The organism is Roseovarius sp. MBR-154 (genome assembly GCF_053628595.1).
In genome coordinates this window covers 15,229-40,549 of record NZ_JBRJGR010000020.1, presented here as the reverse complement: position 1 = coordinate 40,549, position 25,321 = coordinate 15,229, and the positions used below count along the sequence as shown (strand labels likewise).

The 25,321-nt window shown below is 61.3% G+C and carries 27 protein-coding genes and 1 pseudogene; 6 read left to right on the top strand and 22 right to left on the bottom strand.

Going from position 1 to position 25,321, the window contains the following annotated elements; translation table 11 throughout:
- Window positions 1-53: 53 nt before the first annotated feature.
- Together ACSSV4_RS18490 and gap are read right to left on the bottom strand one after the other, a co-directional pair.
- Window positions 54-314 carry a PepSY domain-containing protein gene (locus ACSSV4_RS18490; protein WP_454276576.1) on the bottom strand — a complete coding sequence of 87 codons (261 nt, stop codon included), beginning with the start codon at window positions 312-314 and terminating at the stop codon, window positions 54-56.
- Window positions 315-542: 228 nt separating this feature from the next.
- Window positions 543-1,544, bottom strand: a complete 1,002-nt coding sequence (gene gap, locus ACSSV4_RS18485; RefSeq protein ID WP_454276575.1) for a type I glyceraldehyde-3-phosphate dehydrogenase — start codon at window positions 1,542-1,544, stop codon at window positions 543-545.
- Between the two features lie 303 nt (window positions 1,545-1,847).
- Here gap and ACSSV4_RS18480 point away from each other — a divergent pair, with 303 nt between their 5' ends.
- The 4 genes from ACSSV4_RS18480 to ACSSV4_RS18465 are packed head-to-tail and all read left to right on the top strand — an operon-like array spanning window position 1,848 to window position 5,188.
- A complete protein-coding gene (locus ACSSV4_RS18480) occupies window positions 1,848-2,771 on the top strand; it encodes a branched-chain amino acid ABC transporter permease (protein ID WP_454276574.1) in 924 nt (307 codons plus the stop codon).
- Window positions 2,768-3,751 carry a branched-chain amino acid ABC transporter permease gene (locus ACSSV4_RS18475; RefSeq protein WP_454276573.1) on the top strand — a complete coding sequence of 328 codons (984 nt, stop codon included), beginning with the start codon at window positions 2,768-2,770 and terminating at the stop codon, window positions 3,749-3,751. The genes ACSSV4_RS18480 and ACSSV4_RS18475 overlap by 4 nt, the downstream gene beginning before the upstream one ends.
- On the top strand, window positions 3,744-4,502 hold the full coding sequence (locus ACSSV4_RS18470) for an ABC transporter ATP-binding protein (protein WP_454276572.1): 759 nt from the start codon (window positions 3,744-3,746) through the stop codon (window positions 4,500-4,502). The genes ACSSV4_RS18475 and ACSSV4_RS18470 overlap by 8 nt, the downstream gene beginning before the upstream one ends.
- The gene (locus ACSSV4_RS18465) at window positions 4,499-5,188 is read left to right on the top strand and encodes an ABC transporter ATP-binding protein (protein ID WP_454276571.1); all 690 of its coding nucleotides are present in this window, start codon (window positions 4,499-4,501) and stop codon (window positions 5,186-5,188) included. Before ACSSV4_RS18470 ends, ACSSV4_RS18465 begins: the two co-directional genes overlap by 4 nt.
- Here the strand turns inward: ACSSV4_RS18465 and ACSSV4_RS18460 are convergent.
- Both ACSSV4_RS18460 and ACSSV4_RS18455 read right to left on the bottom strand, forming a co-directional pair.
- Window positions 5,173-5,880 (bottom strand): CbiX/SirB N-terminal domain-containing protein, encoded by a 708-nt coding sequence (locus ACSSV4_RS18460; RefSeq protein WP_454276570.1) that lies wholly within the window; start codon window positions 5,878-5,880, stop codon window positions 5,173-5,175. The two genes, ACSSV4_RS18465 and ACSSV4_RS18460, sit on opposite strands and share 16 nt — an antisense overlap.
- Window positions 5,881-5,907: 27 nt before the next feature.
- On the bottom strand, window positions 5,908-6,213 hold the full coding sequence (locus tag ACSSV4_RS18455; RefSeq protein ID WP_454276569.1) for a TraR/DksA family transcriptional regulator: 306 nt from the start codon (window positions 6,211-6,213) through the stop codon (window positions 5,908-5,910).
- Window positions 6,214-6,331: 118 nt separating this feature from the next.
- Here ACSSV4_RS18455 and cysE point away from each other — a divergent pair, with 118 nt between their 5' ends.
- Complete coding sequence (gene cysE / locus ACSSV4_RS18450) at window positions 6,332-7,168, top strand: serine O-acetyltransferase (RefSeq protein WP_454276568.1); 837 nt, start codon at window positions 6,332-6,334, stop codon at window positions 7,166-7,168.
- Window positions 7,169-7,203: 35 nt separating this feature from the next.
- On the opposite strand, the gene ACSSV4_RS18445 is transcribed toward cysE, so the two are convergent.
- From ACSSV4_RS18445 to ACSSV4_RS18425, 5 genes are read right to left on the bottom strand one after another with little or no spacing between them, the layout of a single operon-like run.
- On the bottom strand, window positions 7,204-7,815 hold the full coding sequence (locus tag ACSSV4_RS18445) for a hypothetical protein (RefSeq protein ID WP_454276567.1): 612 nt from the start codon (window positions 7,813-7,815) through the stop codon (window positions 7,204-7,206).
- A gap of 29 nt (window positions 7,816-7,844) precedes the next feature.
- A complete protein-coding gene (locus ACSSV4_RS18440; protein ID WP_454276566.1) occupies window positions 7,845-8,009 on the bottom strand; it encodes an aa3-type cytochrome c oxidase subunit IV in 165 nt (54 codons plus the stop codon).
- 60 nt (window positions 8,010-8,069) lie between these two features.
- Window positions 8,070-8,522 (bottom strand): DUF6173 family protein, encoded by a 453-nt coding sequence (locus ACSSV4_RS18435; protein WP_454276565.1) that lies wholly within the window; start codon window positions 8,520-8,522, stop codon window positions 8,070-8,072.
- Window positions 8,523-8,538: 16 nt separating this feature from the next.
- Window positions 8,539-9,582, bottom strand: a complete 1,044-nt coding sequence (locus tag ACSSV4_RS18430) for an MBL fold metallo-hydrolase (protein WP_454276564.1) — start codon at window positions 9,580-9,582, stop codon at window positions 8,539-8,541.
- The gene (locus ACSSV4_RS18425; protein WP_454276563.1) at window positions 9,582-11,300 is read right to left on the bottom strand and encodes an acyl-CoA dehydrogenase; all 1,719 of its coding nucleotides are present in this window, start codon (window positions 11,298-11,300) and stop codon (window positions 9,582-9,584) included. Before ACSSV4_RS18425 ends, ACSSV4_RS18430 begins: the two co-directional genes overlap by 1 nt.
- 134 nt (window positions 11,301-11,434) lie before the next feature.
- On the opposite strand from ACSSV4_RS18425, the gene ACSSV4_RS18420 reads away from it, so the two are divergent.
- Window positions 11,435-12,382, top strand: a complete 948-nt coding sequence (locus tag ACSSV4_RS18420) for an L-threonylcarbamoyladenylate synthase (RefSeq protein WP_454276562.1) — start codon at window positions 11,435-11,437, stop codon at window positions 12,380-12,382.
- A gap of 64 nt (window positions 12,383-12,446) precedes the next feature.
- Here the strand turns inward: ACSSV4_RS18420 and ACSSV4_RS18415 are convergent, their stop codons facing one another.
- The 13 genes and pseudogenes from ACSSV4_RS18415 to ACSSV4_RS18355 form a co-directional block, all read right to left on the bottom strand.
- Window positions 12,447-12,785: a hypothetical protein gene (locus ACSSV4_RS18415; protein ID WP_454276561.1), complete on the bottom strand. Its 339-nt coding sequence runs from the start codon at window positions 12,783-12,785 to the stop codon at window positions 12,447-12,449.
- A gap of 627 nt (window positions 12,786-13,412) precedes the next feature.
- Entirely contained in the window at window positions 13,413-14,852 is a 1,440-nt protein-coding gene (locus ACSSV4_RS18410; protein ID WP_454276560.1) for a hypothetical protein, read from the bottom strand.
- A complete protein-coding gene (locus ACSSV4_RS18405; RefSeq protein WP_454276605.1) occupies window positions 14,779-16,347 on the bottom strand; it encodes a cytochrome-c peroxidase in 1,569 nt (522 codons plus the stop codon). The genes ACSSV4_RS18410 and ACSSV4_RS18405 overlap by 74 nt, the downstream gene beginning before the upstream one ends.
- A 129-nt stretch (window positions 16,348-16,476) precedes the next feature.
- Window positions 16,477-17,115: pseudogene (gene tnpC, locus ACSSV4_RS18400) on the bottom strand (IS66 family transposase); the annotation flags it as partial.
- A gap of 74 nt (window positions 17,116-17,189) precedes the next feature.
- Window positions 17,190-17,984, bottom strand: a complete 795-nt coding sequence (gene istB / locus ACSSV4_RS18395; protein ID WP_454276559.1) for an IS21-like element helper ATPase IstB — start codon at window positions 17,982-17,984, stop codon at window positions 17,190-17,192.
- Window positions 17,974-19,506, bottom strand: coding sequence for an IS21 family transposase (gene istA, locus ACSSV4_RS18390; RefSeq protein WP_454276558.1), 1,533 nt, complete (start codon window positions 19,504-19,506; stop codon window positions 17,974-17,976). Before istA ends, istB begins: the two co-directional genes overlap by 11 nt.
- A 72-nt stretch (window positions 19,507-19,578) precedes the next feature.
- Window positions 19,579-20,286 carry a radical SAM protein gene (locus tag ACSSV4_RS18385; protein ID WP_454276557.1) on the bottom strand — a complete coding sequence of 236 codons (708 nt, stop codon included), beginning with the start codon at window positions 20,284-20,286 and terminating at the stop codon, window positions 19,579-19,581.
- A 50-nt stretch (window positions 20,287-20,336) separates the two neighbouring features.
- On the bottom strand, window positions 20,337-20,594 hold the full coding sequence (locus ACSSV4_RS18380; RefSeq protein WP_454276556.1) for a hypothetical protein: 258 nt from the start codon (window positions 20,592-20,594) through the stop codon (window positions 20,337-20,339).
- A gap of 320 nt (window positions 20,595-20,914) precedes the next feature.
- Window positions 20,915-21,283: a YegP family protein gene (locus ACSSV4_RS18375; RefSeq protein WP_454276555.1), complete on the bottom strand. Its 369-nt coding sequence runs from the start codon at window positions 21,281-21,283 to the stop codon at window positions 20,915-20,917.
- Window positions 21,284-21,508: 225 nt separating this feature from the next.
- Window positions 21,509-22,540, bottom strand: a complete 1,032-nt coding sequence (locus tag ACSSV4_RS18370; RefSeq protein ID WP_454276554.1) for a nucleotidyl transferase AbiEii/AbiGii toxin family protein — start codon at window positions 22,538-22,540, stop codon at window positions 21,509-21,511.
- A complete protein-coding gene (locus tag ACSSV4_RS18365) occupies window positions 22,533-23,126 on the bottom strand; it encodes a DUF6088 family protein (protein WP_043870051.1) in 594 nt (197 codons plus the stop codon). Before ACSSV4_RS18365 ends, ACSSV4_RS18370 begins: the two co-directional genes overlap by 8 nt.
- Window positions 23,127-23,261: 135 nt before the next feature.
- Window positions 23,262-23,525 (bottom strand): pyocin activator PrtN family protein, encoded by a 264-nt coding sequence (locus tag ACSSV4_RS18360; RefSeq protein WP_020043354.1) that lies wholly within the window; start codon window positions 23,523-23,525, stop codon window positions 23,262-23,264.
- 236 nt (window positions 23,526-23,761) lie between these two features.
- A complete protein-coding gene (locus ACSSV4_RS18355) occupies window positions 23,762-25,156 on the bottom strand; it encodes a hypothetical protein (protein WP_454276553.1) in 1,395 nt (464 codons plus the stop codon).
- Between the last annotated feature and the right edge of the window lie 165 nt (window positions 25,157-25,321).

Sequence of the window (25,321 nt, the reverse complement as noted above, 5' to 3'; positions counted from 1 at the left end):
CTCCTTGAAGAATGGAGGCACCGGGCCGTATGGGCCCGGCGCGCATGGGAGGATCAGTCGTCCGTCTTGGTCTTGACGATTTCGAGCTTGTCATTGAGGTAAACCTCGAGGCGTTCGCCGTCCTTCATGACATATGCTTCGTACATGCCGTCCTCGGCTTTCACGCGGCGCACGTCATAGCCTTGCTCGGTCAGCGTGGCCTTGATTTCCGCGACCCTGGCATCGTCGAGTTTGGCGCCGTCCGAGGCATGGACCACCTGGCCGAGCGTCAGTGCGAGGCTCATGGCGAGGCTCAGGGCGAGACTCTGTTTCATCTTTGGTCCTTTCACGAACTGTATCATCGGTTGCATCGACGCGCCGGATTGGCGCTGTCGGGAACAAGGATGAGGACAAAGCCGTGACGGGTCCATGCCACTCGGGTGACAGGATGGGGCCCTATAACAGGGGTTTATGGTCGGTTGATGCGCATCTTTCGGGGCAGCGCATGAAAAAACCCGGCCGCGATGGCCGGGCTGTGTTCAATGGCTGGGGAGGGCGCGAAGCTACTGAAGCCGACCCATCGCCACGGCCACATCGGCCATGCGGCACGAAAAGCCCCATTCATTGTCGTACCATGCCAGCACCCGCACCAGCCGCTTGCCGGTGACCTTGGTCTGATCGGGGGCAAAGATCGAGCTTTCCTCGGTGTGGTTGAAGTCGACGCTGACCTTGGGTTCGGGATCATAGCCGAGCACGCCTTTCATCGGGCCAGCGGCGGCGGCGGCCACGACTTCGTTCACATCGGCCTTGGTCACGTCGCGCTGCGCCACGAAGGTCAGATCCACCGCCGAGACATTGGGCGTCGGCACCCGGATGGCCGAGCCGTCGAGGCGACCGGCCAATTCCGGCAGTACCTCGCCAAGCGCCTTGGCGGCACCCGTCGAGGTGGGAATCATCGACATTGCGGCAGCCCGCGCACGGTAAAGATCGTCGTGACGCCGGTCGAGCGTGGGTTGATCGCCGGTATAGGCGTGGATCGTGGTCATGATGCCGCTTTCGATGCCGATGCCCTCATGCAGCACCTTCGCGAGCGGCGCTAGGCAGTTGGTGGTGCAGGACCCGTTCGAAATCATTCGCTCGCTAGCCTGCAACATGTCGTGGTTGACGCCGTAGACCACGGTGCGATCGACGTTCTTGCCGGGGGCCGAGAGCAGCACCTTGCGCGCGCCGCGCTCCAGATGGGTGCTGGCGGTCAACCCGTCATTGAACTTGCCGGTGCATTCCATCACCACATCCACGCCGTCCCAGTCGAGCGCGGTCATGTCATAGGTCGAGAACATCTCGATCGGGCCACGACCCAAGTCCATCGTGTTGCCCTCGACGGTGATCGGATGGGCAAATCGGCCATGCACGCTGTCATAGCGCATCAGATGCGCCGCAGTCTCGATCGGGCCGGTGGCGTTGACCTTGACGACCTTGATATCGTTGCGCAGGCTTTCGGAAATATGCGCCAGGGTGGCGCGGCCGATGCGGCCGAAACCGTTGATACCGACGGTGATGGTCATGGGCGACTCCTGATCCGGGATTTGGCGGCGGTATAGCCGCATACGGGCCGGGCCGAAAGGTGGAATGGAGGTGTTTTGACTGGAAATTCAGAATGTTAGCGTTAACCGTTATCGCAAACTTGGGCGCACTCCGCGTGTTGGCGCTAACGGCTGCGGTGGCGCCGACGACATGTCCGCAGTTGCACATATCGCTCAATGCGCTATCCACATGCGGCGGCGGGGAAAGACCGCGCGTATGGAGAGGGATCAGACCACTATGGGCACCGGGCCGACCACCGTACACCTGCGCAGCGCAGGGGCCGCATGTCCCTGATCCTGCTGGTCGAACAGGCGCTCAACGGGCTGCAACTGGGGGTCATGCTGTTTCTGATGGCGGCCGGATTGACGCTGATCTTCGGCGTCATGGGCCTGATCAACCTCGCGCATGGCTCGCTCTACATGGTGGGCGCGTTCGCGGCGGCGGCGGTGGCGGGGCTGACCGGGTCCTTCCTGCTGGCGTTGGTGGCCAGCCTCGCGGCGGCGGCCCTGGCCGGGGTGATCGTCGAGATGACGGTGATCCGGCGGCTCTACGACCGCGACCATCTCGATCAGGTGCTGGCCACCTTTGCTCTGATTCTCATCTTCTCGGAAGGCACGCGCTGGCTCTATGGTTCTGTGCCGCTCTATCTCGACCGGCCCGAGTGGCTGTCCGGCACGGTGACGCTGCCCTTGGGCATCGAATATTCCGCCTATCGTCTGGCGCTGATCGGCGCGGGGCTGGCGGTGGCGGCCGGGCTTTTCTGGATGATCGCGCGCACACGGCTAGGAATTCAGATCCGCGCGGGCGAGAATGACCGCGAGATGATCGGCGCGCTCGGCGTAAATATCTCGGCGCTCTATACGCTGGTCTTTGCGCTTGGCGCGGCGCTCGCGGGGCTGGCGGGCGCATTGATCGGCGCGATCCAATCGGTGCAGGTCGGCATGGGCGAGCCGGTGCTGATCCTCGCCTTCGTCGTCATCGTGATCGGCGGCATCGGCTCGATCAAGGGGGCGCTGGTGGGCGCGATCCTCGTCGGCATGACCGATACGTTGGGCCGGGTGCTGCTGCCGCAGGCGTTTGCCCTCTTCATGGACGCCTCTTCGGCCACCACAGCAGGCTCGGCCCTCGCCTCGATGGCGATCTACCTGCTTATGGCGGGCGTGTTGCTCTTCCGGCCCAAGGGTCTTTTCGGCGGGGCGGCGGCATGAGGCGCGAGGTGATGCTCAACGCGGCCCTTCTGCTGGGTCTGCTGGCGATCCCGCTCTGGGCGTGGATGGTCGATGAGCCCTTTACCATCACCCTCGTCACCCGCGCCGTGATCCTCGCCATCGCGGGCGTCGGCCTCAACGTGGCGCTCGGGCTGGGCGGTCTGGTCAGCCTGGGGCACGCGGCGTTCTTCGGCCTCGGTGGTTATGCCATGGGTATCCTCGCCTATCACGCGCAGACCTACACCCCGCTGATCGAGGTGCCGGTCCTGATCGCGGGGACAAAATCCATGCCGCTGATCTGGCTGGTCGCAATCGCCGTCAGTGCGCTCGCGGCGCTGGCCATCGGCGCGCTCTCCTTGCGCACCACGGGGGTCTATTTCATCATGATCACCCTGGCCTTTGGCCAGATGTTCTATTATTTCGCCATCTCCTGGCCCGCCTATGGCGGTGAGGACGGGCTGTCGATCTACGTGCGCAACGGAATGGCGGGCCTCAACACGATGGACCCGCTCACGTTCTTCGCGATCTGCTACGCGCTCCTGCTGCTGGTGCTCTTCATCGTCTCGCGCCTTGCCGCCTCGCCCTTCGGCCTGATGCTGGGGGCCGCCCGGCAGAACCCCGCGCGGGTCGAGGCGGTGGGGCAAGCCCCGTACCGCCTCTACCTCACCGCCTTCGTCATCTCGGGGGCGATCACCGGGCTGGCAGGCGCGCTCTTTGCCGATCTCAACCGCTTCGTCAGCCCGGTGATGCTGGCCTGGCAAACCTCGGGCGAGATCATGGTTTTCGTGATCCTCGGCGGGGTTGGGCGCGTCTTCGGCCCGGTCGCCGGTGCCGCTCTCTTCATCGCATTGGAACACTGGCTGGGCGGGCTCAGCGACTACTGGCACATCTATCTCGGCGCGATCCTGCTCGGCGTGGTGCTCTTCGCGCGCGGCGGCATCTATGGCCTCATCGCGGGGCGCGGGGTGGCGCATGACTGAGCCGGTGATCGACGTGCGGGGCATCACCAAGGCGTTCGGCGGGCTGGTGGCGAGCGATGACATCACGCTCGACCTGCGCCCCGGTGAAATCCACGCCCTCATTGGTCCCAATGGCGCGGGCAAGTCCACGCTGATCGCGCAGATTGCGGGAGCGTTGCGCCCTGACCGGGGGCAGGTCTGGCTGAACGGGCAGGACGTGACCGTGCTCGACACCCCCGCCCGTGCGCGGCGCGGCCTTGGGCGGACGTTCCAGATTTCGTCGCTGGCGATGGACTATACCGTTTTGCAAAACGCGATGATCGGCGCGCTCGGGAGGCGCGGCGACGTGATGCGCTTTCTGCGCCCGGTGATGCGCGACACCGCCCTGCGCGAGGCGGCAGAAACCGCGCTCGATCAGGTCGGCCTGTCGGAATTTCGAGCCCTGCGTACGGCGGAACTGTCGCATGGTCAGCGGCGGCAGTTGGAACTGGCGGTGGCCCTCACGCTCAACCCCCGCGCCTTCGTGATGGACGAGCCGATGGCGGGTCTGGGGGCCGAGGGCTCCAAGCGGCTGATCACCTTCCTCTCCGACTTGCGCGCCCGCACGCCCATTCTGCTGGTCGAGCATGACATGGACGCGGTTTTTGCCCTCGCCGACCGGATCAGCGTGCTGGTGGGCGGGCGCATCATCGCCACCGGCCCGGTGAGTGAGATTCGCGCCAACGAGGAGGTGCGCCGCGCCTATCTGGGGCAGGAGGACGCACCGCTGTGACCCTGCTCACCCTCTCGCATATCTCGGCCTTTTACGGCCCCTCGCAGGCGCTGTTCGAGGTCGATCTGGCGCTGAACGAGGGCGAGGTGCTCGCCCTTCTGGGGCGCAATGGCATGGGCAAATCCACCACCATCAAGGTGATCTGCCGCCTGCTTCGCCATCGCGGCGGCACAGTGGTGTTCGACGGGCAGGACATGGCCCGCCTGCCCAGCTACCGCGCGGCACGCGCGGGAATCGGCCTTGTCCCCGAGGGGCGGCGTTGCTTCACGAACCTCACGGTCGAGGAAAACCTGATCGCCGCCGCGCGCCCCGGTGAATGGGATTTGACCCGCGTCGCGGGGCTCTTTCCCCGGCTGCACGAACGCCGCGCGCAATCGGCGGGCTCGCTCTCGGGCGGCGAGCAGCAGATGCTCGCCATCGGGCGCGCGCTGATGACCAATCCGCGCCTGCTGATCCTTGACGAGGCGACCGAGGGGCTGGCCCCCGTGGTGCGACAGGAAATCTGGGCCGCCATCGCCCGGCTCAAATCCGAAACCGGCATGGCGCTGATCGTGGTCGACAAGTCGCTAGCGGAACTGGGCCGCATCGCCGACCGCGCGGTGGTGCTGGAAAAGGGCGTCTCGGTCTGGTCCGGCGCGTTCGCCGCGCTCTCGCCCGCGCTGACTGACCGTTACCTGGGCGTCTGAACGGCCTCGACCATGAGCGCCCGCGCCACCAGCGCAGGCACCCCCGGCGCACAGCCGATCGGGTCAAGCCGAACGCCCTCAAATCCCACCCCGTCCAATGCCTCGGGGATGTCGTCGATCACATGGCCGAGGATCGCGGCAAAGAACGGCAGGCAGATCGCCCGCGCCTTCAGTCCCGCCGCCTGATCGGCCAGATAGGGCGGCTCCTCGACAAAGCCCACGCGCATCTCGGCAAAGCGCATCCGCGCCGCCACGGCCTCGGCAAAGGCGCGGGTGTCGCGCGCCGAATTCGGGCTGCGGCCCGATCCGTGCCCGGCGATGAAAAGCTGCGTCTCGCCCGCCTGCCAGCCACGCCCGGCCAGCACGTCGCGCAAGAGGTCAGCCGCCAGATCCGGCAACTCGGATGACACGCCAAACGGGCGCAGCATCCGCGCCTGAGGTGCCCCGCTCAGTCGTTTGCGCAGGTTGTCGCCGGTGAACCAGCCTTCGGTCATGAAGAGCGGATAGACCAGCGGGGCAGGGCCCGCCGCGGCTAGGGCGGCATCGAGCGCACCCGGCGCGGCCAATGTCGCCGCCCCCACATGCCAGCCGGGCAGGGCGTCCGCTACCCGCGTGGTGAATCGCTCCAGATCGGCCTGCGCCGGATCGGGGTCCGAGGGCTGTCCGTGGCTCACGATGATGGCGGCGGGCATGGGCGTCTCCTTGCAAGTCTCGGCATCTCAGCCACTGGCGCAGGAAATGCAACGCGGGGCGGCGGGGTCAAGTCTCAGCCGTCCTTCGGCGCTTGCCTCGCCGCAATCTTCGCAATAGCCGAACTCGCCCTCGTCGATCCGGGCCAGAGCGGCGCGCAGCCGTGTCTGCTCGGCCTGACGGCGCGCATGACCCGCCTTGGCCATGGCCTGATTTTGCAGCGCATCCATGCGGCTCAGCCGTCCGATGGCCTGTTGATCCAGCTCCACCGTCGCCTGCCCCTCGCGTCCGCGTGCCTCTTGCGCATCGAGGTCGGCAAGGGGGGATTCGATCAAGGTCCGGAATTCCCCAGCCCACGTTTCATTCATTTTGCTGATCCACCTGGTCACGCCTTTGCATTTTACGCCCCCTGCCTATCTGTTATACTCATATCGATCCAGAGGAGCATGAGCCGTGGCACATACCAAGACAAAACTGGCCGAATTCGATCCGGTCTGGGCGCGCGTCGCCCGCGAGGCCGAGGCCGCGATCCGTGACGAACCGCTTCTGGGCGGGCTCATTCATTCCAGCGTGCTGCATCATGGCAGCTTCGAGTCGGCGCTTGCCTATCGCATCTCTCTCAAACTCGGCTCGCGCGAGATGCCCGAGCAGATCCTGCGCGAGATCTGCGACAAGGCGCTGGCCAGTGACGAGATGATCGGGCTGGCGGCGCGTGCCGATATCGTGGCGGTGAACGACCGCGACCCGGCCTGCGACCGATTTCTGCTGCCACTCCTGTTCTTCAAGGGATTTCAGGCGATTCAGGCCTACCGTATCGCCCATTGGCTCTGGACCGAGGGACGTCGCGATCTGGCGCGGTTTTTCCAGATGCGCTGCTCCGAGGTGTTCGGCGTGGATATTCACCCCGCCGCGAGGATCGGCAAGGGCATCATGATCGACCACGCCCATTCCATCGTCATCGGCGAGACGGCAGTGGTGGGCGACAATGTCTCGATGCTGCATTCGGTGACGCTTGGAGGCACCGGCAAGGAAGAAGAGGACCGTCACCCCAAGATCGGCAACGGCGTGCTGATCGGGGCAGGGGCCAAGGTGCTGGGCAATATAAAGGTGGGCAATTGCAGCCGCATCGCCGCAGGCTCGGTCGTGTTGCAGGAGGTGCCGCCGTGCAAGACCGTGGCGGGCGTGCCCGCCAAGATCGTCGGCGAAGCGGGCTGCGATCAGCCGTCGGTGAGCATGGATCAACTGCTCGGCGTGCGCGGCGTCACCGAGGACGAAAGCGCGCAGGACTGATCCCCGGTTCCGGCGCTGACGCGCGCTGCGGTCGCTTATTGCGCCGCGGCGCGGGTCGGGTCCCATTCGGCGAGGACATTGGAATTGTCGTCGCCATCATATTCATAAAGCTTTTCCTCGGTCACGCCGGGGATCTTTCCGAAATCCGCAGCGGTCTTGCGCGGATACCAGGAACTGCGCACCTGCCCGGGAAAAAGCTCGCCGAGGATGCGCGAGGTTGCAAGCGCGCATTGCGAGGGGGCCACCGGCCCGTTTGCCTGCACGAGTTGCATGGCGCGCGCGGCCATCTCCGGCGACACATCGAGGCGCTGGACCTGCACATGGTAGGTCTTGCGCGCGTGATAGCGCGTGTAGACATCGGCGACCTGCGGCGTGATGCCATAGAGCACGTCATGCCGCTCGGGGATGGTTTCGTGATGGAAGCTGCCGGCCGGATCGAAGATCACCCGTTGCGCGCCGTTGATCATCAGCGAGGTATGCATGCCCGCGCCCGACTCGTTGTTGATCATGGTAAAGACGGTCAGGCGCGGCGGCCCCTCATGCCGATAGGCGGCACGCGTCACGGCCTCGTCCGGGGCCCAGACCGCCTCGGCGGCGCAGCCCGCCAGAAACCCAAAGGCGGCAAGCGCCAGAACCCGTGACCGCATCATATGTGCCTGTATCCGGGGCGGCTGGATCAGCCGTTGACCGCTGCGATGAAAAGCAGCAGCACGACGATCACGACCGCCGACCAGGTCACGGCCTTGATGAAGCCCTCGAATGTCTTTTCCTGAACGTCGGTATTCATCTCACCATGCTTGTGCTCGGCCATGTCGCGTGTTCCCTTGTTCGCTGAACCCATGTTTCGGCTCGTCATTACTGCATTTGCCACAGGCTGTCACGCCCCAAGCTGTCGCAGATCTCAGCCCTTTTGGAGATCCTGCGCGAGGCGAAAGCCGATGCGCGTCGGGGCCTCGGACGGGGCTTTTTTCGGTAGGGCGCGGAGCATGACATTGAGCTGGCTGACATGCTGGACAAGCTGCGTGCGCATGCCCATCTGGTCCTGCCCGTAAAAGGTGATGATATCGGGATCGAAATAGCCCATCCCCTCGATCCGGATCACGCCCGCATCGCCACCGGCGAATCCCATTGCAACCTCGTGTTCCTCGTCCAGTGTCTTCTCGAAGTTCTGGATGTAGAGGATCAGCCGCTCATAGGCCCATTGCGCGGCGCTCTTGCCGTGGATCGGCTTTTGCGACAGCGACTTGGCGGCGGTTTCGATACAGGGCTGGTCGGGGTCGGAATGCACTTCGTGGGCGCGCGGCATTGCGGCGGCTTCGGCATGTTCGGCGCTGGTGTCGATCTCGTCAACCATCGGGGTTTCCTCCCGGTTACTCGTCCTCGATCTGCCAGAGCCAGGCCTCGTCGGCGCGGCGCCAGCGGGTAACCTCGCCAGCGTGCAGCAAATGGTTGAGATGCGCAACGGCCTCGACCAACGCCAGCCCATAGGTGCCCCGGTCGATGCGGCGCTTGAAGAGGAGCGGAAAGCACTCGGCGGCGGTGTGCGGTTCTTTGAGAAACGCGCGCAGCCGGTCGAGGGCGGCGTGGTGATTGCCGCTGAGTTGCGCCATGCGCAGGGGCAGGCCGGTGAAGGGCAGTTTGTGCCCGGGCAGTACCAGATGATCATCGCGGGCGTGCGCCGCCAGCCGGTCGCAGGCGGCCAGCCAGTCAGCAAGCGGATCTGCCATCGGTTCGGTCGGGTAGACACCGATATTGGGGCTGATGCCGGGCAGGATCTGATCGCCCGCGATCACCAATGCGTCGCTGCGGGACCAGAGCGTGAGATGCTCGGGCGCATGCCCGCCGCCCATCCGCACATCCCAGTCGCGCCCACCTGCGCGGATCACGTCGCCCTCTTGCAGCCTTGTATAGCCCACCGGGATGGGGGCGCAGATATCGGCGAAATTATAGGGGCGTTCGTGCTTGCGGTGCTCGTAGATCTCCGGGTCCATCCCGCCTGCGCGGGAAAAGGCAAGGGCCTGCGGGGTGGGGCGCTCCTCCACGTCGAGGATCAGCAGACGCGCCAGCAGCCAGCTTGTGCGCGAGGCCCAGAGATCGGCGCCGAAGCGGTCCATGAACCAGCCCGACATGCCGATATGGTCGGGGTGGTGATGGGTCAGGATCACGCGGGAGACGGGCTTGCCTTGCAATGGGCCAGCCAGAATATCCTCCCACAGCGCGACGCTTCGCTTTGAACCAATGCCGGTGTCGATCAGCGTCCAGCTGTCGCCCTCATCGAGCGCGTAGACATTGACGTGATCGAGCACCATCGGCAGCGGCAGGCGCAGCCAGAGCACGCCGGGCGCGACCTCGGTCGCCGCGCCCTGGGCGGGCGGATCGGACCACGGGTGGCGGATATGCGCGCCGCCATCCATCAGGCCGCGAAATCCTCGGGCGTGAGCGCGTAGAGATCGTCGGCCCCTGCCGTGGCATGGGCCAGATGCCCGGCATGCTCGGGCAAGAGCCGGGTGATGTAGAACCTTGCCAGCCGCGTGCGCGCACCATCGCCGCCTTCGGCTTGTGCCGCCTTGAGGTGGAAATGCGCGCCGAGGATGCGGGCGAAGCCGCGCAAATACGGGATCGCCCCGGCAAAGCGCTGCGTCATGTCGTCCTGCGCCAGCATCCAGTCGGTCGCCTCGCGCAGGCTCTCGGTCGCCTGCCAGACGGATTCGGCCAGTTCGGGCAGAGCGCCGCGCGCCGCCTCTGCCGCCGCCTGCATTTCGTCGATCAGCGCAAAGGCGGCCTCGCCCCCGTCCATCAGCTTGCGGCCCACCAGATCCATCGCCTGAATTCCGTTTGTGCCTTCGTAGATCGCGGTGACGCGGACATCGCGCAGGTATTGCGCCGCACCGGTTTCCTCGATGTAGCCCATGCCGCCATGCAGCTGCACGCCGGTATTGGCGACAGTGATGCCAGTTTCGGTGCCGCAGACCTTGGCAATGGGCGTCAGGAGTGCTGCGCGTGCGGCCCAGTGTTTGGCCCCCGTCGCCGTCTCCATGTCGATGGCCTGCGCGCAGGCGAGCGCAATGGCGCGGGCGGCGAAGATCTCGGATTTCATGCCGGCCAGCATGCGGCGCACATTGGCGTGGCCGATGATCGTGTCGGGGTTGTCCTTGTCGGGGGTTTGCCCCTGCTTGCGGTCCTGCGCATAGGCGAGCGCGTGCTGAAACGCCCCCTCGGCCACGCCGATGCCCTGACCGCCCACACCGAGGCGGGCATTGTTCATCATGGTGAACATCGCGCGCATGCCCTGATGTGCCTCACCCACCAGCCAGCCGGTGGCGCCGTCATATTGCATCACCGCCGTCGGGCTGCCATGCAGGCCCATCTTGTGCTCGAGGCTGACGACCTTGAGGCCGTTGCGCGCGCCGGCGTTGCCCTCGGCGTCGGGGATGAGTTTCGGCACCAGAAAGAGGCTGATCCCCTTGGTGCCGGGTACGCCATCGGGCAGGCGCGCGAGCACGAGGTGGCAGACGTTTTCGGTGAAATCGTTGTCGCCCCAGGAGATGTAGATCTTTTGCCCGGTGATCGAGTAGGTGCCATCGCCATTGTCCTCGGCGCGGGTGCGCAGCGCGCCCACGTCAGAACCCGCCTGCGGCTCGGTCAGGTTCATCGTGCCGGCCCATGCGCCGCTGACCAGCTTGGGCAGGTAGAGCGCCTTGAGCGCGCCCGAGGCGTGATGCTCCAGCGCCTCGATCTGGCCTTGCGTCATCAGCGGGGCGAGTTGCAGCGACAGGCAGGCCGCCGACATCATCTCGTTGACGGCGGTGGTCAGGGTCATCGGCAGGCCCATGCCGCCATGGTCGGGCTGCGCGCTGATCGAGACCCATCCGCCCTTGGCAATCGCGCGGTAGCCCTCGGCAAAGCCCGGTGGCGTGCGCACCACGCCGTTTTCCAGCCGCGCGGGGTGCAGATCACCGGCGCGCTGCAGGGGATAGAGCACCTCTTCGCACATGCGCCCGGCCTCAGTGAGTATGGCGGCGGTCATGTCGGGGGTCGCCTCGGCGAAACGCTCGGTCGCGCTCACCTGCGGTAGGCCAATGACGTGATCGAAGAGGAACTGATATTCCGAGACCGGCGCGCGATAGGGCATGTCCATCATCCTTTCTGTTTCTGGCGCGGCTTGGCATCCGTGATCAACGTCTGTAATCAGCCCGGCGCAGGGTCTAGATTAGCCGAAGGTGCCGGAACGACAACCGAAACGCCGCGTCAGGACAGGGGACGTATATGCCAAATGCAACCGAAGTATTGCAAGCCGGAGCGGAGGAATTTGCCCGCGCTGCGGAGATTTGGCGTGCCGGTGGCCTCGTGGCGTTTCCGACCGAGACGGTGTACGGGCTTGGCGCGGATGCGCGCGACGATCTGGCGGTGGCGCGAATTTTCGAGGCCAAGGGGCGGCCGCGCTTCAACCCCTTGATCATCCATGTCGAGAGTGCAGCGCGTGCGAAGGAATACGTCGCGTGGTCGGACGCCGCCGAGATCGTGGCGAGCGCGTTCTGGCCGGGGCCGCTGACGCTGGTCCTGCCGCTGCGCGAGGGGGCGTGGCTGTCACCGCTGGTCACCGCCGATCTGCCGACGCTGGCGGTGCGGGTGCCAGCGCATCCGGTGGCGCGCGCGCTGCTCGGGGAATTCGGCAGGCCAATCGCGGCCCCCTCGGCCAACCCCTCGGGTCGGATCAGCCCGACCGAGGCGGCGCATGTGATGGCGGGCCTCGGCGGGCGGATCGAGGCGGTAATGGATGGCGGCGCCTGCCCGGTGGGGGTCGAATCGACCATTCTCGGGCTGGCGGGTGCGCCGGTACTGTTGCGCCCCGGCGGGGTGCCGGTCGAGGCGCTGGAGGCCGCACTGGGCCAGCCCATTGCCCGGCGTGCCGAAGGCGAGACGCTTAGCGCGCCGGGGCAGATGCGCTCGCATTACGCGCCGGGGGCACAGGTGCGGCTCGAAGCCGATGCACCGCGCCCGGGCGAGGTGATGCTGGGCTTCGGCCCGGTCGAGGCCGATCTCAACCTGTCGCGTGCGGGCGATCTGACTGAGGCCACGGCCAACCTCTTTCACCACCTGCACGCGCTCGATGCGATGGGGGCCGATGGCATCGCCGTATCGCCGATCCCCGAGACCGGGCTTGGCCGCGCAATCAACGACCGATTGCGGCGCGCGGCGGCACCGAGGGACTGACCTGCCACTGAACTTTCAGGCAGCCGGAACCGGAGCCCGTTGGCTCGTGGCCCGCCCCCGAACCTTATACCGCCCTCGCCAAGGGGCGTCCGCCTCGTTGGTCCGACCCCGAACCTTTTACCGCCGTTGGCGAGAGTTTTCCGGCTTTGATCAGGGAGACGCGCGCAAGATCGACGGGCTCGGGCGATATGTCGAACCCGTGCACGGCTGCCGCATGGGTGATGATCATCTTGATCACGCCGATATTGATGCTGAGGGTCACCGGACCGGCGCCTTGATCGGCGCGCATCTTGCCGTAGTCGATCAGCTTTTGCCGGTCGAGGTGTCCGATCCTCTCCTTGCGTAGATCGCGCTTGAGCGTGGCGGCCTTGGCTCGCGACGCGGCGATTTGCCTACCTGGCACATATCGATTATGTGGAGCTCGATGAGATCGCCGATGGTGGTCAGGCGGGAGACGGACGACTTGTTCGGTGCCAACCCCTGATCCACACGGGTCTCCGCGCGGGCAGGACCCAACGATGAGCGTCGTCGCGACGGAGGAACGTCTCGCGCAGCAAAGCGGCCCTTTCGTCTGATCTGGACGCGGGTCATGCACCGGAGGGGAGCGCGGATCGATGGAGGCCATTTTCGTGTGCGGCTCATGTGTGCAATGAGTCGTCGTAGAGGGGCAAATTCGGGGATATTGGGGCGTATTCCAGCGTAGCAGAGCCCAAAGCCAACAGTTTGAAGATACACAAAAAATGGAAATAAATCAAAACGATAGATTGTCTGTGGCCCCGATGATGGATTGGACGGGTAGATCCATAATACATTATTGGAAACAATGCTCTACGAGAAGATTTTGTGTACCAAGTACCAAATTTTTGCGCGGATTCCTCTTCCAAAGATCAAGACGACAACACTTCCGGGGCTAGTCCAGGTTCGGTCTGCAGCATCTTCAAGGCCACCGCATTCGTCCTATGAGATGAGATGTGTATGAAACGTCTGGTGAGGCAGCGGGATAAATTGCCTGTGTTGCAAACTATTATTTTCACTCGGGACTGTTGACGCTGTCAGAAAATTTTTCGTGCACGATGTTGTATATGAAATTCTGCTGGATGCTCCATCGGCCATCTTCGCTCGGCATGGCAACGTCGCCGCCCACGGTGAAGCGAAAAGCAATCAAACTGAACTCGCCTTCAACTTCCTTCTTAAGTGTCTTTGCTGCAATCCAAACTCGGACGTCACAGCGTGCAATATTGGCCCGGTGGATTGATCTAATTTCGTAGTCGATTAGCTCGATCCAATCGGCAGTCGAACGCATGTCGCCTGCCAGCTTTTTGATAGGCTTCTGTGCGGGATTAACCGCGTGCTGGGCCATTTTTCCATAATTTTTCGCCTTCCAGCCTGCAAGAAACTCGGAGATCGTAAATTCCGGCGACCCGGGGTTAATTGGCTCGGTCAGGGGGAGTTCGACATCGTAAGGTTCGAACGCGTCCATTGCCTTCCGATCGTCCTGTGTCTGGCGGTATTTTCCGAGGGCGTCAAACAGCGTTTCTTGCTGCTTCTTTTCATGCTGAGTGCGCCGCTCTTCTTCTGATGACTTATCTATCGCCCAGTCGACCAGAGCCATCATCAAAAGCCATGCCTTAGCGCACACCGTTTTGTTGGCGTAACCCAGAGACCGGCCATGTAGAATTCCATGTCGCAATGGCAAGTCGAGTTCATCATCGCGGGACTTCCGGACACCTTTTGTAATCAACTTAATGAGCTCGGGCAGCGCCGTGCTGTGGCCGGTGATCGAGTCGAAGCAGCTTAGATCCGCATCCTTCTCGAATGGGCTGACCCGCGCGACATCTGATGCAAATCCATCACAGGCGATCAAGATGAGCGGCACAGCAGCCATGTAGCGTTCCTCAAGATATAGCTGGAGGGCTTCCTTGAGTTGATCATCACGAAGACTTGCGTGATGGAACCGGCGTGCCCGCAAGATCGCAAACAGCTCAATATTATCTTTCGTGAACCAATCAACGAGTGCGGCTTCCGCCTCATCCATTTTTCCCTCCTCATGGAGAGATAAAGCTTCGTTGATGACATCAACTGATAGCGCAGAGCCGACAGCGATCCAGCCAAGCGAACCGAAAGCTGCATTGAAGCGATCGGGAAGATCGAGCAACTTCGATTGCTGGAGCAGATCTTCTATTTGGCTTGCGAAGCGTTGCATCTGTTCGCGTTTGATACCTAGTTTTCCAAGAAAATTTGCACCCTTTCCCATAATCTCAAGCCCAGGTAGCAGCGCCTTCATATCTATGCTTCTTGGGTTGTCGGATATCTTCCCGCTGTCCTTTTCGCCACCCATATCCGTCTTTCTATTCCGGAGTTCTGCCGTATATTCGATAATCTGTGCGCGTGCTTTTCTATCTTCGGGGATCCAGTTCGCGCTGTTCCTGAAGTGCTTCGAGAAAATCACGTAAATATGAGGCTTGCTCATCTGTCACTGTGCTGGGTGTTGTCAATATTGGCGAAATGGCCTCTATTTCTGCAGGCTCCATGAGATGTCCTCCATCTTCATTATACGCGCGTGCAAAGCGATAAGGATCAAGGTGCTGGATTATAGCTTCGAGAAGTGTGTCGGTCTGGCCGTTGTGAAAATACGGAGCTGTCAATGTGACGTTCCTTAGAGGTGGGGTTCGAAAGAGAAACCTATCCTTGGTGTCACGTGTTGCATAAAATCGGCCTTGGTCTTTATTCTCGCGAGAATCAGAAACTCCTACTGAGTGAAAACCGAAGTCGCTGAATATATCGCCACTATGGCAGACGGCGCACTTACCAATTCCGTAAAATACGAGAGCCCCGCGTTTCTGGTTCACGCTCAATGCGGTCAGATCGCCGGATAGGTAACGATCCCAGGGTGTGTTTCGGGATTGAAATTCTATCTCGATATAGTGCGCGAGAGCATTGCCAATATGAGGTGGGCTGATCTGATCTGCATCGGTCAAACCGTAGCTCTCACGAAACAGAGCCTCGTAGCTTTCAGTTTGCGTCTTTTGCGCCCGATCACCCAGAAAAAGCAGTGGACCTAAGCGGGCGAGGACGTCATTTGGTTCCAGGTCTTTGGTGGCCGATGGCGCAAGCGCGTTCGAGATTCCAGGTTCGCCGAGCATCTCCACGGGGCTGAAAATTGGGCGGACGGATTGTAGAGCCATCAGATTTTCGAAACCAGCGGTGTCGAGCCCGTCCGGTGAGACGAGGCCTCCAAGGTTTGCAGCGACTTTCACTTCTAGGCGGCCGTCCCACAGCATTGCAGAGACGTCGTTGTGATCGCGGTTCCAAAGATCAGGCACATTGCGTGCCGGAATCTCGGGAAGCATACTTGGTGTCACGTCGAGACGCGGCTCAAGTGTGCCCGCGTCAGCAGTTGCATTCTGCGGGCTATGGCACGTCGCACAGGTGCGGTCGCCGTAACCGCTCAGGCGCGTGTCATAGAAGAGTTTTTCTCCAAGGCGAAACTTTGAGTCTCGCACGTAATCTTTCAAAGGTAGAGGGGTAAGGCTGAGAAGCTCGATCGTTACTCTGAGTTGTGCATCGAGTTCTGCCTCCGAGACTCCGCCCTGCTTCAGATCAGGATAGGCGGGGTCTGATATGGCCGATAGGTGTAATGCCGCGAGAGCATGTTGAGATACGTCAACGGACAGGAGATGCTCTCTGAGACTTGCGTAGTTCTTGCAAGGCAGTCGCGCGATTTCCAGAGCTTGGTCTAGTCGATAAAGTTCTGCAGGAGGGATGCGATCTTGGATGTTAGTGTCTATTGCATTCAAGCGTACGGCCTGATCACAGGCGGCGGCGAGGTGTCGGAACTCCGCCTCGCTGGTGCGGAGTTGAAGGCGCGGATGTAGCTGTACCAGGTAGAGCCAGATTGCCAATATGAGGCATATGCCAATCACCGAAAGGCGAAAGAATATGTTGAATAGGGACGTGGGGAACATCAGTCTCAACGTTCATCCTCTGGGTCGAAATTCAGCGTAGAGAGGAAGTCGACAATCTCTGAGATCTCCTGTGCGCTTAATTCGACCGAGTACACTGGCTCTTGGTATCCGTCCGGTTGAGGCGCGGTTTCAGGCGATTTCGGCCTGCCAATTCCATGGCATGAGTTCGTCGATGCGATTGATCTTATGATCAGGTAGGCGCTGGAGAACCCATGTAAGCCATGCTTCAGGATCGACGTTGTTCAGCTTGCAGGTTTCCGTGAGTGTGTAGGCGATCGCAGCCGCGTTTCCGCCACCGACGGAGCCCATGAACAGATAGTTTTTTCTGCCCAATGCAACAGGGCGCATCGTACGCTCGCAAGTGTTGTTATCCAGCTCGAGACGCCCGTCGCTGAGATAGCCACGGGCCTTTGGCATACGGTTCAGCGCATAGCGGATGGCTTCGGCGAGTTTTGTTTTCCCAGATATTTTGCGCAACTGCGCCTGCAGCCAAAGCTCTAATTCGTCGAAGACGGGCTTAGCCTTCGCCTGCCGCAGGGCCACGCGCTCTTCCGGGGATTTTCTCCGCGCCTCCTTCTCGACAGCGTAAAGCTGCGCGATCTGTTTGATCGCATGCTGTGCAATGGGAGAGCCGGTGCGCTCAACCTCGTCGACGAACTTGCGGCGCACATGGACCATGCAGGCCTGTTCGTCAGCCTTGCCTTCGCCAAACAGGCCATTGAAGCCGGCAAACCCATCGGCATGGACGGTGCCGGTATAGGCCGAGAGATTGTTGATTTCCACCGAGAACTGACCCGGGTTTTCCATCGAGAACTGACCCATCTCTGATTATGGATTTTGGGTCAGTCTTCGGTCAAGACATGGCTTGTCTCCTTCTTTGTTCTGGCCGCCGTGGCGGAGCTGGCCTTGAAGCGGAAGCTGTCGTTTCCGGTCTCCAGGATGTGGCAGCGATGCGTGAGACGATCGAGCAGTGCAGTTGTCATCTTGGCATCGCCGAACACGCTGGCCCATTCGCTGAAGCTGAGGTTGGTGGTGATGATGACGCTGGTGCGCTCGTAAAGCTTGCTCAGCAGATGGAAGAGTAGCGCCCCGCCAGATGCGCTGAACGGCAGGTAGCCCAGTTCATCGAGGATCACGAGATCGAGGCGCGTCAGGCTCTCGGCAAGCTGTCCAGCCTTTCCCTTTGCCTTCTCCTGTTCGAGCGTGTTGACGAGTTCGATGGTCGAGAAGAAGCGGACCTTACGCCGGTGGTGCTCGATGGCCTGGATGCCGATTGCGGTCGCGACATGGGTTTTGCCCGTTCCCGGCCCGCCGATCAGCACGACGTTCTGGGCCCCGTCCATGAACTCACAGCGATGCAGCTGGCGGACCGTGGGTTCATTGATCTCGCTGGCGGCGAAGTCGAATCCAGAGAGATCCTTGTAGGCAGGGAAGCGCGCAGCCTTCATGTGATAGGCAATGGAGCGCACCTCGCGTTCCGCCAGTTCAGCCTTCAGCAGCTGGGACAGGATCGGCACAGCAGCCTCGAAAGCGGGCGCGCCCTGCTCGATCAGATCGGTGATGGCTTGTGCCATCCCATACATCTTCAGGCTGCGCAGCATGATGACAATGGCGCCACTGGCAGGGTCATGACGCATGGCGGCCTCCGGTGTTCCGGGCTCTCAGGCCATCATAGCGTTCGACATTGGCCTTGGGTTCGCGGCGCAGGATCAGAGCCTGGGGCGTGTCGATGTCCGGCCCGCCAGTGGTCTTGCCGTCAATCAGCCGGTGCAGGATGTTCAGCACGTGCGTCTTGGTCGGCACGCCCTCGGCCAGAGCCTGCTCCACGGCCTTCAACACGACCTGTTCATCGTGATGCAAGACAAGCGCCAGGATCTCGACCATCTCCCGATCTCCACCCGGGCGGCGCAGCATCTTCTCCTGTAGTTGCCTGAAGCCGGGTGGCAACTCTGCAAAGGGTGCCCCATTCCGTAGCGCACCGGGCTTGCGCTGGATGACGGCCAGATAATGCCGCCAATCGTAGATCGTGCGCGGTGGGAGGTGGTGGCTACGCTCGATCACACGGGTATGTTCGCACAGGATGTTGCCCTCGGCCGCCACGACCAGCCGGTCAGGATAGATCCGCAAGCTGACGGGCCTGTTGGCAAATGAAGCGGGCACGCTGTAGCGATTGCGCTCGAAGCTGATCAGGCACGTTGGCGAGACGCGCTTACTCTGTTCGACAAAGCCGTCAAAAGCGGGTGGCAAGGCCATCAGCGCAGCCTGTTCCGCCGCCCAGACATCAGCGATCGAGCCAGAAAGAGTGCCGTGAGGGATCTCGCGCCAGAGTTCCAGACAGCGCTGTTCCAGCCAGGCGTTCAGCGCTGCGAGATCGGGAAAGTCCGGCATCGGTTGCCACAGGCGCGGCCGGGCATCCTGAACGTTCTTCTCAACCTGGCCTTTCTCCCACCCCGCAGCCGGATTGCAGAACTCAGGTTCATAGACGTAGTGGTTCGCCATGGCGAGAAAGCGCATGTTGACTTGGCGCTCCTTGCCGCGACCAACCCGATCTACAGCTGTCTTCATGTTGTCATAGATACCGCGCTCCGGCACGCCGCCAAAGACGCGGAACCCATGCCAGTGGGCATCGAACAGCATCTCATGCGTCTGCAGCAGATAGGCCCGAACAAGAAAGGCCCGGCTATGTGACAGCTTGATATGGGCCACCTGAAGCTTTGTGCGCTCGCCGCCCAGAATGGCATAATCCTCGCTCCAGTCGAATTGGAAGGCCTCCCCCGGACGGAACAGGAGCGGGACGAATGTGCCGCGGCCTGTCGTCTGCTGCTCTCGCTGGCGATCTGCGCGCCACTCCCGGGCGAAGGCCGCCACGCGATTGTAGGATCCGGTGAAGCCGAGCGCGACCAGATCAGCATGCATCCGCTTCAGGGACCGCCGTTGCTTACGCGACTTCCCCGCCTCGGTCTTCAACCAGCATGCCAGCTTGTCGGCAAAAGGATCGAGTTTGCTGGGCCGCTCCGGCGTCGCAAAGGAAGGCTCGATCGTCCCCGCGTTCAGATACTTCTTGATCGTATTGCGCGACAGACCAGTCCGTCGGGCAATCTCCCGGATCGGAAGGCCGTGCCGCAAACGCAGCTTCCGAATAATGTTCAAAAGTCCCATGTGGATCACTCCGTTGCCCCCCTGCGCTCGTCGCGTGGGGGAAGGGTCACATGGGTCAATTCTCAATGGAAATTAGGACGCTAACCGGGTCAGTTCTCGGTGGAAATCAACATCCTCAATGTCGATCGTCGGCAGGGCAGATACCTTTTCAGGCCCGACCAGCTTGATCACCTTGGAGAGGTTACGATTGAATTCCCGGGTCAGATCGGCATTTGCTGTCCGATTTCGGGTATGAATGTCGTGAGGGCCATCGAGAGACGTACTGATAAACACGTCATCGCTTTTGATGAACTCAAGGATCTCGTCGTTTAGCGTCTGAAGATTGGTGCAGACCACAAAGTGCACGCGGTGGAACCGCTGCCGGGCGAACTCTGCAACTGCCTTAATGTGATCGAGGCGTAGGAACGGTTCTCCGCCCTGGAACTCGATCTGAATTTCGTTGCCTGGAAGATGATCGAGAAAGGTAAGGGTTTGCTTGAGTGTCTCCTCGCTCCAGTCAAAGCCCTTCGCGGTGAGCGGTGCCCGGGACACTTGGCAATAGGAGCATTTCAGATCACATCTCAGAGTTGGAATAAGTATGACGTAGGCGGAGTCGCCACCGACATGTTGGCGTTGTACCCACCTGCTCATGAACGCTGTGTGCGAGAGATCACCTTCGTCTTGATAGGTATGTCCATTCTTTTGCAGGAAAGTTGCATCTGCTTCGGTGAGGTGTCCAAGGGCATAGCGTTCCACAAAATCTCGGTTCGCCATGAAATAGCAACCCGAGTCATCTGTCATGATAATACGTTGGTCAGGAAACTCTCGAAAACTCAGCGGCCAAGTGTGCATCACATCACCAGCATCTGATATAAATTTTGCCGCATTGTTAGCGTTTCCTGAAAGATCTTTTCTCGATAGATTTGATATGCAACCTCGCGTTCGACCTTATGGGCATCCACTTCTTTGACGCGATGCAGCGTCACGCCATTCGGTGCTCTCTCTATTCTCATCTCCGGAAACATGTATTTCAGACGCAATATTGCAGCTGGAACGAATTCCTGGAGCTCGAGTGGAATGGAGATATCAATAATTGATTCCGCAGGCACGGTTGTGACCTTTTGAACTATTTAATTTCGTAATTTTACGCAGATACTCTCGCTTTGAAAGTTCAAAAATACCTGCGTTGGCATTTTGATATTATCCAACGTTAGCTGAACCACGACTTCGTCACGCGGCCTGTGGATGACAACAGTACCTACTCGGTGGCATGTGTGTCGTGCTGTTCGACCGATCACGGCTCTCGATTTCAGAAAACCTGGGACGCAGGAGCGCGGCTATGTAGTTACTTGTTCGCAACGCGATCCGGGATTCACACTTGCCTTTACCCAACGATGATTAGGGTGGGGGATGAACGGCCCGACTTTGGTCAAGTCAGGTCGTCTAGCCGAGCGTCTGGAGCGTTCGCTTTCACCGATGCTATCCCGTTTTCGCGAGCGGCCTCGCTGCTATAGGACTCGCTTGTGCCGATCACTTGGCCATTGGAGGCCTTTAGATTGAACATAGGCTTCCCGGCGATGGTTGTTTTTCGCTCGTACCTGGCATCGATCGGCGCATTCGTTCGAACCGAAGCGATGCCATTTTCCGCGCTTGCCTTTTGCTTGTAGCCTTCTCCAACGAGTATGGTTTCGCCATTTCCGGCCTTCAACCGAAAGCGATACTCACCGGCTTTGTCCTCATAGAGTTCAAACTTTCCTGCCATCACACATTCCTCGTGTTTCCGCACCTTGGCCTGCATGAGATACAATCCTGTGGTGTTTGACAAGAAGGTTAACAAGTATCGGTGGCGCCAGCTTAGAATATCATGCAGATCTTTAGGGGCCGTCAGGTGAGCGGCAAAATAGGCAAATGCCTTTCCGGTTTCGACGGGTGACAGAGAAGTGTTGCCGCCACGCGTCTTGCCGACACTGGCTGCTGGAGATCAAAGACACGGCGCAGGCGTCCTCCTCCTGCTAATATTGGCTCAATGTTTGGAGACCTCGTTCGCCACACGGTTTGCTCGGTCGGCAACGGTGAGGCAACGATTGATCAATTCGTCGAAACGCTCAGCGTCTTCAAGCAATAGGCCGTCGTCGACCATGTGCGCGTAGTCGGCCGCGAGCGCGGTGCGAGCCTTTCCGTTTGGGACCAGTTGCAGATGGCCGTGAACCGCGGCTTCATAGTCCACGGGTGTTCCGTCTGCGGTCTTCTCCGGAAAGAACATGCGCTTGTGGCGCGCCACTGCTGAGGCGAGGTCTCGGTCGGAAATAGCCACATCCGCGATGCCTGCATCGTCGAGGCGTACCAGGTCATGCCAGTGGCGCGCGAAGCGCTCCCCACGGAGCCGTCCCTGTACGCAGAAGACATGGATCGCCGTGGCCTTCTCCCAAAAGGTTCGTTCTGCATGCATCACGCGCGGGGTCGCGGTCGGAAAAGTCACGCCCTCGATCAGCCCGTTCGCGTCGCAGGAGATGTCACGCAGGCTCGCCGGTTCGCCCGTCGACCTCGCGCCGAATTCCAGCATGACGCTGGGGGCGACGTAACCGGAGCCAGAAGAGGCGGCCTCGTAATCGATGAATAGCTTGTCGCCATCTGCCCGTGTCGAGGCCGATAGCCCTTGCGTTGCAATGGCGTCCTGGATCAAGGGCTGCGTCGTCTCGACGACCCATTTCGGCAATCGATCCCGGACAGCTTTCGACCAGCGCTTTTCCTCGCTGCGCGTGGTTGGCAGGGCTTCGGCGCGTTCTCCCACCAGATCAGGTGCGATTGCCCGTATGTCATAGGTCAGATCGACATCTTCAGAGAAGCGCTGGATCACCCCATAGGCTTTGGAAAGGGATGTTCCGCCTTTGAAAACGAGGTGCTCACCAAGCTCGGGACCGAAGAGGGTTTGAAGGGCCCAGACAACCCAGACGTCCTTTTCGAGCAAGTGCGCGGGCCGCCCGGAGCGATCTGCAGCGACGGCCAGGGCTTCCTTGCGGTCTGCAGACGGCAAAGACAGGAAGGGTTCAGACATGCGCCGCCTTTCCGACACTGCGTGCAAGCCAGGTCGGGAACTGCGGTGCTGCGGTTACCAATTCGTCGAAGGCCGCTGCCGGCAGTTTCTGCTTCAGCGATCTAAGAGCTGTCTCTGCCTGTTCCGGCCCAAGCCAGGCCAGGGCGCGAACAGCACTGCCTGCCGGCCGCTTCCCGAGGGCGAGTTGCCATCGGGGGGCGTGACGCAGTTCCACGAGTTGTTTGCCCAATGAGAGCGTGCGGCTGCGACCCGAGGTCAGGTACACGGAGCGAACAGGCACTTGCGTGGTCAGGCCGAGCGCATTCGCTTCGGCGGCGCCGGTTGGAACGATGACTTCTCCACGTTGCGCCGCGAGGGCCTCGACGGCCTGTTCCACGGACGGAGCGCGCGTTCCAAACCGGCTTTTGATCGGTCGCAGGTAAACGCCGCGCCCGGCACGGATCAACTGGCCACGCTCGGCGAGGCGCGACAAGGCCTGATCCACACCGGCACGGCTGCCGAGGTGCAGCAGCCCCTTTGCGGCAAGTGGCGCTCCTTCCGGAAGTCCCTCTGCATGGGTCAATATCTGTTCGGCAAGGCGCTGCATGATCGTTCTCCTGTCAGAAATATACGCAGTTTTCTGACAGAATTCAATCCGTGCTGTTGAGCGAGGTGAAGAGGGTGGTGGCTTCGTGCCATGGGCAGCAGACAGGCCTTCGGCGATTTTCAGATGGGAACACGCTTACCGAAGGCCCTGCAGTTGCAGGCATTCCTTGACGGCTGCAGCCCGCCTCTTGTCCAGGTACTCGGCCAGATCATCGATATGGACGCCTTTGGCGCATTTCTGCGACGCTTCCATTCGGACGAGGGGCAGGGCGATGGAACCCGCCGAGACTTTGCGGATGAACTTGTCGGTACTCAGGCCGAAAAAATCCCTGGCGACATCCTCAGCGGGAATGATCGGTCGCCCGGAATACATTGCTATCAAGAGAAACGCCGTGTTCATGATCCCGGAGTGAAGCACGATGGCATAGTTGGGAGAAGGGCCCGCAGCGGGGTGGCGGGGAAGCGGATAGCATGGAGCGCAAATCGGACGGGTACGTTGGGTCGGAGAGACTATCTGAAGCGCGTGAAGGGGCAGGAGCCCATGCCCAGGTGGTCGTGCGCAAGGCGCACCTCGGGTCATAAACATCCTCGGGTGATCGAATGCGAGCACCTTCGGTGCATTCGGCATGAAGCCTTTCACGCCTTTGGACACTTCGACATCAGTTGCTCCAAGGTCGGCGGTGGATCCGTGTCGTTTTGGATCAGTGTCTGGGACCAAAGGATCGAGGTTTCGTAAAAACTTCGACACACCGTCTCACCGTCCTGGTCGAACCAGTGTGTTGCCTCCGGCAGAAGCTCAAATGGCAAGGGGTGGTGCGCGAACGGATTGTGAAAGACCTCGATTTCAGCCGACCACGGCTCACTCCCTATCGGCCAAAGGTTGCGATATGCATCGCTGGTCACATCCAGGCAGAAAGGGATGCCCCTGAGAGCGCCCGGCGTCCTGTCAAAGAAGTTGCCAATCCGCATGTATCGTAGTCCACGCGGTGCGCCCTGACCCGATACCGCAACGCGGTTGAGCTTGGCCATCGAACACGCGTTCGAAAAGATAACTGCGGAGAGCTCGGCATGGCCCGCATCGGCAAACAGGCCAGCGGGAAATCTGACCTTGCCCTTGAGGTGGGATGCCTTCGTCGGACGCGCAAACATGCGCCCGTCGATTTCAACCTCTTCCGCGCCCTCGCCATAGAGATATCCAATCAGTCCTTCCCGGCTCCAGATCATCGATGCCGGTGCCTGAAAGTCCGCAATCGCCAGGGCGAAGGGCTGACCCTTTACATGCGGCAATTGATCGTAATTGCGAGCAAGCTTGTTGCCGATCGTTTTGGCAAAGCGCAAAGCTCCGGCGCCGAAAAACGCCTCTTCCCGGTCGGCTGGCAAGGCGCTCGGAGGCGCGTTCACATGGTTGTAAGGATCTGCCGGATTGGCGGTCACAGCTTCCACCCATGCCGAACCGCCATGCCTGTTCTCGATGCGGAAATCCGGGGACTCAAATGGTTGGGTCACGAGCAATCCCTGCTCGCGAAACGTCGCCAGCAGCTGCGCCTCCCACAACCGCGTGTGAAAGTTGTTCGTCTGGCAATCTCCTGCCCAGTTTCGATCTGGCTTTGGAAGCGCGAGATAGAGCTGGTTGAGCGTCCATGCCGCGGGGCGATGGGACGGCAGCGTCAACGTCGCGAACACGTCGCTCGCCGTCCTTCCTTCCAGATCATAGAGCGCGGGCCGCTGCATGACGCCCGAGGGAACAGGTTCCGGAGGCTCTCCGTCTTTCAGGAGAGGCGGCAACTGGGCGAGGGCTTCCTTTTCAGCGGCATAGCCTTCACGCTCGGCCGTCACCGTCCAGACTTGGTCGGTTCGCCGCCGCATGACCAGCACCCCATAGGAGCGATCATTCAGATCACGCCTGAGAATGCCACATGAGAGACCGTCTTCGCTGAGCCATGCGCCGACAGGGGGCCGGTTTCCGAACCCATGCCCCTTGGGGAGGGACAGCGCATAGATGCTGAATTCCCATTGCGGTAGCGCTCTCAAAACTTCGTTCCGTCAACTCAGTTGGGGGACGCTGATTGAGCGTTTCAAGCCTGCTCCCATGACGTCCAGAGATATCCAGTTCTAGTCTTTAAAACCCCTGGTGAATAGCCGGGAGAAGAAAGCCTTCCCCCTGGTCGGCACTGGCGTTGCCGACGCACCCCCATC